The sequence below is a fragment of the Nocardioides sp. genome (genome assembly GCF_034670285.1).
Lineage (GTDB): Bacteria > Actinomycetota > Actinomycetes > Propionibacteriales > Nocardioidaceae > Nocardioides.
In genome coordinates this window covers 1-10,689 of record NZ_JAXMNS010000090.1, presented here as the reverse complement: position 1 = coordinate 10,689, position 10,689 = coordinate 1, and the positions used below count along the sequence as shown (strand labels likewise).

The 10,689-nt window shown below is 70.4% G+C and carries 10 protein-coding genes; 8 read left to right on the top strand and 2 right to left on the bottom strand.

The genetic code is table 11. The annotated features are described in order from the left end of the window. Nucleotides 1–8 precede the first annotated feature (8 nt). A complete protein-coding gene (locus VOI19_RS06510) occupies nt 9–1,118 on the top strand; it encodes a 2Fe-2S iron-sulfur cluster-binding protein (protein WP_323792147.1) in 1,110 nt (369 codons plus the stop codon). A gap of 166 nt (nt 1,119–1,284) precedes the next feature. Beyond that, nucleotides 1,285–1,734 (top strand): hypothetical protein, encoded by a 450-nt coding sequence (locus VOI19_RS06505; protein WP_323792146.1) that lies wholly within the window; start codon nt 1,285–1,287, stop codon nt 1,732–1,734. Nucleotides 1,735–1,755: 21 nt separating this feature from the next. On the opposite strand, the gene VOI19_RS06500 is transcribed toward VOI19_RS06505, so the two are convergent. After that, nucleotides 1,756–2,433, bottom strand: coding sequence for an MBL fold metallo-hydrolase (locus VOI19_RS06500; RefSeq protein WP_323792145.1), 678 nt, complete (start codon nt 2,431–2,433; stop codon nt 1,756–1,758). A 284-nt stretch (nt 2,434–2,717) separates the two neighbouring features. Here VOI19_RS06500 and uvrA point away from each other — a divergent pair, with 284 nt between their 5' ends. Then, entirely contained in the window at nt 2,718–5,780 is a 3,063-nt protein-coding gene (uvrA, locus tag VOI19_RS06495; RefSeq protein WP_323792144.1) for an excinuclease ABC subunit UvrA, read from the top strand. Here the strand turns inward: uvrA and VOI19_RS06490 are convergent. Next, on the bottom strand, nt 5,774–5,929 hold the full coding sequence (locus VOI19_RS06490) for a hypothetical protein (RefSeq protein ID WP_323792143.1): 156 nt from the start codon (nt 5,927–5,929) through the stop codon (nt 5,774–5,776). The two genes, uvrA and VOI19_RS06490, sit on opposite strands and share 7 nt — an antisense overlap. Before the next feature lie 102 nt (nt 5,930–6,031). Here VOI19_RS06490 and VOI19_RS06485 point away from each other — a divergent pair, with 102 nt between their 5' ends. The 5 genes from VOI19_RS06485 to VOI19_RS06465 form a co-directional block, all read left to right on the top strand. Next, nucleotides 6,032–6,547, top strand: coding sequence for a Rieske (2Fe-2S) protein (locus VOI19_RS06485; RefSeq protein WP_323792142.1), 516 nt, complete (start codon nt 6,032–6,034; stop codon nt 6,545–6,547). Next, on the top strand, nt 6,544–6,957 hold the full coding sequence (locus VOI19_RS06480; RefSeq protein WP_323792141.1) for a Rieske (2Fe-2S) protein: 414 nt from the start codon (nt 6,544–6,546) through the stop codon (nt 6,955–6,957). The genes VOI19_RS06485 and VOI19_RS06480 overlap by 4 nt, the downstream gene beginning before the upstream one ends. Before the next feature lie 69 nt (nt 6,958–7,026). Further along, the gene (gene uvrC / locus VOI19_RS06475; protein WP_323792140.1) at nt 7,027–9,018 is read left to right on the top strand and encodes an excinuclease ABC subunit UvrC; all 1,992 of its coding nucleotides are present in this window, start codon (nt 7,027–7,029) and stop codon (nt 9,016–9,018) included. Beyond that, complete coding sequence (rapZ, locus tag VOI19_RS06470) at nt 9,015–9,944, top strand: RNase adapter RapZ (RefSeq protein WP_323792139.1); 930 nt, start codon at nt 9,015–9,017, stop codon at nt 9,942–9,944. The genes uvrC and rapZ overlap by 4 nt, the downstream gene beginning before the upstream one ends. Beyond that, a partial coding sequence (locus tag VOI19_RS06465) for a uridine diphosphate-N-acetylglucosamine-binding protein YvcK (RefSeq protein WP_323792138.1) occupies nt 9,941–10,689 on the top strand: 749 nt, incomplete at its 3' end. The genes rapZ and VOI19_RS06465, both read left to right, overlap by 4 nt.

The window sequence follows — 10,689 nt, the reverse complement described above, 5'->3', positions numbered from 1 at the left end:
AGAGACCTGTGGAGATCACGTCGTACGAGCTCGAAGTTGTCGCTGTCGTCGAGGAGACCGATGACGCGCGCTCGATCACGTTCCGGGTGCCGGACGGCGCCGCGGAGGAGTTCGCCTTCCGTCCGGGTCAGTTCCTGACGGTCGCCGTACCCAGCGACCAGACGGGTCTGGCAGCGCGTTGCTACTCGTTGTGCAGCAGCCCGACGGACACCCCTGCGGACGGCGACACGGTGACGATCGCGGTCAAGCGCACGGCCGAGGGCTTCGCCTCGAACTGGATCTGCGACCACCTCGAGGTGGGCGGCTCCCTGCGGGTGCTCCCGCCGAGCGGGATCTTCACCCCCGCCTCACTCGACGCCGACCTGCTCCTCTTCGCCGGCGGTAGCGGGGTCACGCCGATCATGTCGATCGCGCGGACGGCGCTCGCGCGCGGCACCGGGCGCATCACGGTCTTCTACGCCAACCGCGACGAGCGCTCGGTGATCTTCGCCCGACAGCTCTCCGAGCTCGCCGCCGAGTACCCCGACCGGCTGCAGGTCATCCACTGGCTCGAGAGCGTGCAGGGCCTCCCGACGCTCGAGCAGGTCCGCGCCCTCGCCGCCGACCACCTCGAGCGGGATGCCTTCGTGTGTGGCCCGGCGCCGTTCATGAAGCTCACCGTCGCTGCGCTCAAGGAGCTCGGCTTCCCCCGCCAGCGTCGCCACCAGGAGAAGTTCGTCTCGCTCGGTGGCAACCCCTTCGGCGACGTCGGGAGCACGCAGGTCGAGGACGAGGCTGCCGCCGGCGGCTCGAGTGCCGCGTCCGAGACAGCCGTCGAGCCCGCAGCAGAGGTCGGAGAACCCGCCCGGCTCGAGGTCGAGCTGGACGGCGAGACCCACGTGTTCGACGACTGGGACCGCAGCACCACGATGCTCGACCACCTCGAGAGCCGCGGGGTGAAGGCGCCGTACTCGTGTCGCGAGGGGGAGTGCTCGGCGTGTGCGGTCCGTCTCGTCGAGGGCGAGGTCACCTTGGCGTTCAACGACGTCCTCGACGACGAGGACCTCGCCGACGGCATCAGGCTGGCCTGCCAGGCCACGCCCGCCAGCGACGTGGTGCGCGCCACCTACTCCGGCTGACCGATCCTCTCGGTCTAGGCCGCGATGACGGAATCTGCCAAATTCCCCAATTCGCGGTAAGAGTGGGTTTGAATAGGCCGTGACGCCTTCCCCCGAGGCGATGCTCAACTCCCCCCACCCCCCGTTCGTTCGGCCCCCGCCGCGTCCGGGACCGAAAGGAATCATCGTGATTCTCTTCATGATGAGCTGTGTCGCGCTCACAGCCTCGGTGGCCGCCGTCCGGGCGAGCCGACCCGCCACCGTCGCCACCCGTCGACGCGCCGATGCGCGTCGTGCGCGCTTCGTCGAGGCGAACCCGACGCATGCCAACTCCACCGACATCGTGGCCGGGCTGGTGCGCGGCGGACTCGCGCCCCGCCAGGCGCGACTGGTCGCCGACCACGCACGCGCCACCGGCGTGCAGCCCTTCACGATGTGGCTCTGGCTCGAGCGCTTCGGCGCCGACTCCCTCGGGGTCGCGGTGGTCGCCGACCTCACCCAGGCCCAGCTGCTCGCCCACCTCGGCGCCGGCACCAGCCCGGACCTGCGCGACCTGAGGCTCTTCGCCTCGCTCAACGGCCTCGACCTGGACGGCGTCAGCGCGGTCACGCGGGGGAGCAGCGGCCTCGCAGCCTGACGAGCGGGCGCACCGAGCGGTCTACCAGCCGCGCGCCCGCCACTCCGGCACGTGCGGACGCTCGGTGCCCAGCACCGTGTCGCCGCCGTGGCCGGGGTAGACCCACGTGCTGTCGGGGAGCGTGCCGAAGATCTTGGTGTCGACCTCGTCGACCAGCTGTGCGAAGGCGGCCTCGTCGCCGAAGGTCGCCCCGACCCCGCCTGGGAACAGCGAGTCGCCGGTGAAGAGGTGCGGGTGACCGCCGTCCTCGGGATCGACGTACAGCAACGCGATCGACCCCGGGGTGTGCCCGGCGATCGCCAGCACCTCGAGGGTGCACGACCCCACCGGCACGCGGTCCCCGTGGGAGAGGCGCATCGCGACCGGGACGTCGGTCTGCTCGGTGATCGCGTCCGCGTCCGGGTCGCCCGCCGCGACCGAGGCCCCGGTGGCGTCGACGACCGCGCCGAGGGCCCGGTGGTGGTCCCAGTGCTGGTGGGTCGTGATCACCGTGGTGAGCCCCGCGTCGCCGATCAGGTCGAGCAGCACCTCCGCCTCGGCAGCCGCGTCGATGAGGACCTGCTCGCCGGTGTCGGTGCATCGCAGCAGGTAAGCGTTGTTGCTCATCTCCGCGTCGACGGCCACCTTGGTGATCGTGAGTGCAGGCAGCACGCGGACATCGGGAGTGCCGCCGACGGTCACGTCTCCGGTGTAGGTCACGAGGTCTCCATCCTGGGCGGGGGGCCGCACGGGTGTGTCGACCGCCACGGTGTTTCGGGCTCCGGGTCGTCCGACGGGGTGAGTGCTGCGCGCGGCGCGCGCGGCACACTGGACGTCGTCATCATGCCGGACCGCACGTGTCGCGGCCTCGCCCGCCGTCGGGGCGTGGGTCGCGCCCCTAGGCTGTGGTGGACGATTGCGTGCCATCGGCTTGCGTCGCGCCCGGCGATGACGAACACTTGTTCGAATTCTGCTTGACCAAACCGCTCGACCGAGGGACTTCTGTGGCCGACCAGCTCATCATCCGAGGTGCCCGTGAGCACAACCTCAAGGATGTCTCGCTCGACCTCCCACGCGATGCGCTCATCGTGTTCACCGGTCTCAGCGGGTCCGGGAAGTCCTCACTGGCGTTCGACACCATCTTCGCGGAGGGTCAACGGCGCTACGTGGAGTCGCTCTCCGCCTACGCACGTCAGTTCCTCGGGCAGATGGACAAGCCGGACGTCGACTTCATCGAGGGGTTGTCGCCGGCGGTCTCGATCGACCAGAAGTCGACGTCGAAGAACCCGCGCTCGACCGTGGGCACCATCACCGAGGTCTACGACTACCTCCGCCTGCTCTTCGCCCGGGCGGGACGACCGCACTGCCCGACCTGCGGTGCGCCGATCGAGCGACAGACCCCCCAGCAGATCGTCGACCGGGTCCTCACCCTCGACGAAGGCGCCCGGTTCCAGGTGCTCGCTCCGGTGATCCGCGGGCGCAAGGGCGAGTACGTCGAGCTCTTCAAGCAGCTGCAGACGCAGGGCTTCTCGCGTGCCCGCGTCAACGGCGAGACCTACACGCTCGAGGAGCCACCCACCCTCGACAAGCAGAAGAAGCACACCATCGAGGTCGTCGTCGACCGGTTGGCCGTCAAGGCCTCCAGCAAGCGACGCCTCACCGACTCGGTCGAGACCGCGCTCAACCTCGCCGGTGGGCTGGTCGTCTTCGACTTCGTCGACCTCGACGCCAAGGACGCCGCGCGCGAGCTGAAGTTCAGCGAGAAGATGGCGTGCCCCAACGACCACGCGATCGACACCGACGAGCTCGAGCCCCGCTCGTTCTCGTTCAACTCGCCGTTCGGGGCCTGCCCGGTCTGCAGCGGTCTCGGCACCCGCATGGAGGTCGACCCCGACCTCGTCGTGCCGGACACCACCGCGACCCTGCGCGACGGCGCCATCCAGCCGTGGAGCCAGGCCCACGTGGCCGACTACTTTCTCAAGCTGATGGAGGCGCTGGGCGAGGAGCTCGGCTTCGACCTCGACACACCCTGGGACGACATCTCCTCGCTGGGTCGCCGCTCGCTGCTCGAGGGTCACGCCACGAAGGTCCACGTCGTCACGCGCAACCGGTACGGCCGCGAGCGCGCCTACTACGCGCAGTTCGAGGGGGTCCGCGCCTACATCGAGCGTCGGCACCGCGAGGCGGAGTCCGACACCAGTCGCGAGCGCTTCGAGGGCTTCATGCGCGAGGTGCCGTGCGGCACCTGCCGAGGCAGCCGGCTCAAGCCCGTGTCGATGGCGGTGCTGCTGGGCGGCAAGAACATCGCCGAGATCTGCGCCCTGCCCATCAACGAGTCGGCCGAGTTCCTGGCCCACCTCGACCTGACCTCCCGCGAGCGCCAGATCGGCGAGCGGGTGCTCAAGGAGATCCAGGAGCGGCTGCGGTTCCTCCTCGACGTCGGACTCGACTACCTCTCGCTCGACCGTCCGTCCGGCTCGCTCTCAGGCGGCGAGGCGCAGCGCATCCGGCTCGCGACGCAGATCGGGGCCGGACTCGTCGGTGTCCTGTACGTGCTCGACGAGCCCTCGATCGGCCTCCACCAGCGCGACAACCAGCGACTCATCGAGACCCTGGTGCGGCTCAAGGAGCTGGGCAACACGCTGATCGTCGTCGAGCACGACGAGGACACGATCAAGACGGCCGACTGGGTCGTCGACATCGGGCCGGGTGCCGGCGAGCACGGCGGCCAGGTGGTCCACAGCGGCACCGTCCAGGGTCTCTACGACCACCCCGACTCGATGACGGGCCAGTACCTCTCGGGCCGACGCGAGATCCCGGTGCCGGAGATCCGTCGTCCTCGCACGATCGGACGCGAGCTGACGGTCCACGGAGCGCGCGAGCACAACCTCCAGGACGTCGACGTCGCCTTCCCGCTCGGGCTCTTCGTCGCCGTCACCGGCGTCTCGGGCTCGGGCAAGTCCACCCTCGTCAACGACATCCTCTACACCTCGCTGGCCAAGCAGCTCTACCGCTCGCGGCAGGTGCCCGGGCGGCACCAGAAGATCACCGGTCTCGAGCACGTCGACAAGGTGATCCACGTCGACCAGTCGCCCATCGGCCGGACGCCGCGCTCCAACCCCGCGACCTACACCGGCGTCTTCGACCACGTCCGCAAGCTCTTCGCCTCGACTCCCGAGGCCAAGATGCGCGGCTACCTCCAGGGCCGGTTCTCGTTCAACGTCAAGGGCGGTCGCTGCGAAGCGTGCTCGGGCGACGGCACGCTGAAGATCGAGATGAACTTCCTGCCCGACGTCTACGTGCCCTGCGAGGTCTGCCACGGCGCGCGCTACAACCGCGAGACCCTCGAGGTGCACTACAAGGGCAAGACCATCGCCGAAGTCCTCGACATGCCGATCGAGGAAGCTGTCGACTTCTTCGCCGCGGTCCCCGCGATCTCGCGTCACATGAAGACGCTCGTGGAGGTCGGCCTGGGCTACGTCCGTCTCGGACAGCCCGCGACCACGCTCTCGGGTGGCGAGGCGCAGCGCGTCAAGCTCTCCTCCGAGCTGCAGAAGCGATCCACGGGGCGCACGGTCTACGTCCTCGACGAGCCCACGACGGGGCTGCACTTCGAGGACATCCGCAAGCTGCTCCTCGTGCTGGGTCGACTCGTCGACGCCGGCAACAGCGTCCTGGTGATCGAGCACAACCTCGACGTCATCAAGACCGCTGACTGGCTGATCGACATGGGTCCGGAAGGCGGCTCCCGCGGCGGCATGGTGGTGGCCGAGGGCACCCCCGAGCACGTCGCCGGGGTCGCGGAGAGCTACACGGGCCAGTACCTCGCGCCACTGCTGGTCGGTCGCGAGGCAACCCAGACGGCGGCTCGTCGGGCGCCGGCAGACGGGGGTGCGTTCGTCGGGCGTGGTGCTGCCAAGAAGGCCCCGGCCAAGAAGGCGCCGGCCAAGAAGGCGCCGGCCACGAAGGCGCCGGCCAAGAAGGCGGCGGCCAAGAAGGTGCCGGCCACGAAGGCTCCAGCCAAGAAAGCAACCGCGGGGAGGGCCGCGAAGAAGTCAGCTCAGTAGCTGCCGAGGAACTTCTTCGGGCCCCGGGTTGCGCCCCGACCCTCGCCGGCGGCCCTGCGCAGGACTTCCTCCACCCGAGGGCGGTCGTCGTCGGAGATCCGAAGCAGGCTCCTGTCGTCGGAGGGGCGTCGTGCGGGGACCGCATCCATGCCACGGATGCGAGACCCGCATCAGCTCGACGCCGTTCGCGACGGGGATGTGGGGGCTGCCCCTAGGCTGGCCGCAGCCCGCCGAGCTGCCGAGGAGTACCCATGACCCGCACGTCCGACGACGAGACGTCGGCGCCCGCTCCACGCCTGACGCGACGGCGTGCCTTGGGCGGGGCAGCGACCGTCGGACTGACGCTGCCGCTGCTGAGCGCGTGCTCCGACGACGCCGCGCCGTCTGCAGCCCCGTCCACGTCGTCGGCCTCGGCTACGACCTCCGATTCGTCCTCCTCGCCGGGCCCCGAGCCGTCCAGCGAGCCGACGAGCGAGCCCGGCACGGAGGCGCTCGCCTCCACCGACGACATCCCGGTCGGCGGGGGCGTGGTCTACACCGACAGTCGCGTCGTCGTCACCCAGCCCGAGGCGGGGGAGTTCCGGTGCTTCTCCGCGGTCTGCACCCACTCGGGGTGCCTCGTGGCCGGGGTGAGCACGTCCATCAACTGCACGTGTCACGCGAGCAGCTTCGACCTCGCGACCGGGGAGGTGCTGGGCGGTCCCGCCCCGGCGCCCCTGCCCGCGGTCGCCTTCACGATCGACAAGGATCAGGTGGTGCTGTCATGAGCGACATCCGCACGTCACGACGAATCGTCTTCCAGGGTCTCGGTGCGCTCGGCGTCGCCGCGGCTCTCGCCGGCTGCGGTGGCGGCACGGAGTCCGCCGGCGGCGGTACGGCGCCCGAGCCCGGCGCGCCGCTGGCGACGACGGCCGAGGTGCCGGTCGGCGGAGGCATCGTGCTGCCCGACGCCCAGCTCGTCATCACCCAGCCCACCGAGGGCACCTTCCTCGGCTTCAACACCACGTGCACCCACACCGGCACGGCCGTCAACCAGGTCGACGGCACCGAGATCGTGTGCCCCAACCACGGGAGCAGGTTCTCGATCGAGGACGGCTCCGCGGTGCAGGGCCCGGCCTCCGCGCCGCTCGCCACCATCGCCCTCACGGTCGAGGGCGACAACATCCTGCTGGCCTGACCCCGCTTTCGAGCGCCGCGGCACCCGCCTGACGGGGAGGGTGTCGGCGGGGTTACGTAGGGTTGTGCCATGTCACCGCGCCGCCCGCCTCGCACGGCGGGAGGGCCGTTGTCCTACCGGCCCGAGCCGGGCTCGATCCCCACCCAGCCGGGCGTCTACCGGTTCCGCGACGCCTCGTCGCGGGTGATCTACGTCGGCAAGGCCAAGAACCTCCGGGCCCGGCTGTCGTCCTACTTCCAGGACATCGCCAACCTCCACCAGCGCACGGCGACGATGGTCACCACCGCTGCCAGCGTCGAGTGGACGGTCGTCAACACCGAGGTCGAGGCGCTGCAGCTGGAGTACTCCTGGATCAAGGAGTACGACCCGCGGTTCAACGTGAAGTACCGCGACGACAAGTCCTACCCGTGGCTCGCGGTGACCGTGGGCGAGGAGTACCCACGCGTCATGGTGGGGCGGGGCGCCAAGCGCAAGGGCACCCGCTACTTCGGCCCCTACAGCCACGCCTGGGCGATCCGCGAGACCGTTGATGTGCTGCTGCGCGTCTTCCCGATGCGCTCCTGCAGCAACGGCGTCTTCAAGCGTTCGGCCCAGATCGGACGGCCGTGCCTGCTCGGCTACATCGGCAAGTGCGCGGCGCCGTGCGTCGAGACGGTCTCGGCCGACGAGCACCGCGCGATCGTCGAGGACTTCTGCGACTTCATGGGTGGTCAGACCCGGCCGTTCATCCGTCGCATCGAGAAGGAGATGTACGCCGCCTCCGACGCGATGGACTTCGAGCGCGCGGCGCGGCTGCGTGACGACCTCGGGGCGCTGCAGAAGGCTCTGGAGAAGCAGGCGGTGGTGCTCGGCGACGGTGCCGACGCCGACGTGATCGCCCTGGCCGAGGACCCGCTCGAGGTCGCGGTGCAGATCTTCTACGTGCGCGGTGGGCGCATCCGCGGGCAGCGAGGATGGGTCGCCGACCGCGTCGACGAGGGCGGCACCCCCGAGCTCGTGGAGGACTTCCTGCTCCAGCTCTACGCCGGCGACGCCGACTCCGTGCCGCGCGAGATCCTGGTGCCCGAGCTGCCGCCGGACGTCGCGACGTTCGAGGCGCTGCTGAGCGACCTGCGGGGGAGTCGCGTCGTCATCCGCGTGCCGCAGCGCGGCGACAAGAAGACGCTGCAGGAGACGGTGGCGCGCAACGCCGGGCAGTCCCTCGTCCTTCACAAGACCAAGCGCGCCAGCGACCTCACCACCCGCAACCGAGCGCTCGACGAGATCCGGGAGGCGCTCGAGCTCGACGAGGCACCGCTGCGGATCGAGTGCTACGACGTCTCGAACCTCCAGGGCACCGAGGTCGTGGCCTCGATGGTCGTCTTCGAGGACGGCCTGGCCCGCAAGGGCGAGTACCGCCGCTTCGTGATCAAGGACGTCGAGGGTCAGAACGACGTCGCGTCGATGCACGAGGTGATCACCCGACGCTTCCGACGCCTGCTCGACGAGCAGGCGCGCTCGGAGTCCCGCGAGACCGACCAGGGCCCGATGCTCGTCGACCCCGAGACGGGTCGTCCGCGCAAGTTCGCCTACGCCCCCGGGCTCGTCGTCGTCGACGGCGGACCGCCGCAGGTCGCGGCGGCGCAGAAGGCCCTCGACGAGCTCGGCATCGACGACATCCCCGTCTGCGGGCTCGCGAAGCGTCTCGAGGAGGTCTGGCTGCCGTCGCAGGAGGATCCGGTGATCCTGGCGCGCTCGTCCGAGGGGCTCTACCTGCTGCAGCGTGTGCGCGACGAGGCCCACCGCTTCGCGATCAACCACCACCGCTCCCGCCGGTCCAAGACGATGGTCGAGAGCATGCTCGACGACGTCCCAGGCCTCGGAGAGGTGCGGCGCAAGACCTTGCTCAAGCACTTCGGGTCGCTCAAGAAGCTGCGCGAGGCCGACGTCGACGAGCTCGCGCTCGTGCCCGGCATCGGTCCGCGCACGGCGAGCGCCATCAAGGAGGCGGTCGCCAAGGCTGCCGCCGGCGGCCCCCGCGTCTCCGTCAACACCGCCACCGGCGAGATCGAGGAGTCATGACCGACACGACCCCCAGCACCCCCTCAGCGTCCGCCGACACGGCTGTCGGCGACGGCGGCTCCGATCCCACCCTCGGAGAGGTCGTCGTCGTCACCGGCATGACCGGTGCCGGACGCAGCACCGCGGCCAAGGAGCTCGAGGACCTCGGCTACTACGTCGTCGACAACCTCCCGCCCAGCCTGCTGCCCGACGTCGTGCGGCTCGTCGACCAGAGCCTCGGCACGACGCAGCCGATCGCGGTCGTGGTCGACGTCCGCTCGGGGTCGTTCTTCGCCTCCCTCCACACCCAGCTCGCGCAGGGCTTCGCCGGACGCCGTACGACGTTGGTCTTCCTCGACGCCGCCGACGAGGTGCTCGTACGACGCCAGGAGGCCGCGCGTCGGCCGCACCCGCTGCAGGCCTCGGGCCGACTCCTGGACGGCCTCCACCGCGAACGGCGTGTGCTGGCCGACCTCCGCAGCGATGCCGACCTGGTCATCGACTCCGGCGCCCTCAACGTCCACCAGCTCACCGACCGCATCGCGGCGGCCTTCGGCACCCCGGGCAACACCCAGCTCAAGGTGACCGTCGTGAGCTTCGGCTTCAAGTACGGCATCCCGGTCGACGCCGACTACCTCGCCGACATGCGCTTCCTGCCCAACCCGTTCTGGATCCCCGAGCTGCGAGACCACACCGGGCGCGACGCCGACGTCTCCGAGTACGTTCGCTCGCGGCCCGGCGCCGCAGAGTTCCTCGACGCCTACGTCCCGGTGCTGACCGGCGTCGGAGAGGGCTACCTGCGTGAGGGCAAGCGATTCATGCGGGTCGCTATCGGCTGCACGGGGGGCAAGCACCGCAGCGTGGCCATGACCGAGGAGATCACCAGACGTCTGGTGGCCGCCGGGTTCAAGGCACGCTCGGTCCACCGCGACCTGGGGCGCGAGTGAGCGCCGCGGACTTCTCGGGCGAGCGGGCCCAGGCCGCCGTGGCCCTCGGAGGAGGCCATGGGCTGGCCGCCTCGCTGAGCGCGCTGCGCCGTCTCGTCGACGACCTGAGCGTCGACGACCTGACCGCGATCGTGACCGTGGCCGACAACGGCGGGTCGTCGGGCCGGTTGCGCCAGGAGTTCGACGTCCTTCCTCCCGGTGACCTGCGGATGGCGCTCGCGGCGCTCTGCGGTGACGACGAGTGGGGCGACACCTGGGCCAAGGCGCTGCAGCACCGCTTCGAGGGCGAGGGCGAGATGCGTGGCCACGTGGTCGGCAACCTGCTGATCGTCGGTCTGTGGGAGCTGCTGGGCGACCCCGTCGACGCGCTCGACCGCGTCGCACGGCTGCTCGGCGCCAAGGGACGGGTGCTCCCGATGGCACTCACCCCGATGCACATCACCGCCGAGGTGCGCGGCCTCGGCGACGACCCCGAGGCCACCACGACGGTGCGCGGACAGGTCGAGGTGGCCACCACCGAGGGCTCGATCGTCTCCATCGATCTCGAGCCACCCGACCCGCCGGTGAGCGCGGAGGCGCTCACCAAGATCGCCGAGGCCGACTGGGTGTTCCTCGGCCCCGGCTCGTGGTTCTCCTCCGTGCTGCCGCACCTGCGCGTGCCCGCGCTGCGCGAGGCGATCATCGCGACGCCGGCGCGCCTCGTCGTCGTCCTCAACCTCGAGGAGCAGCCCGGCGAGACCGGCGG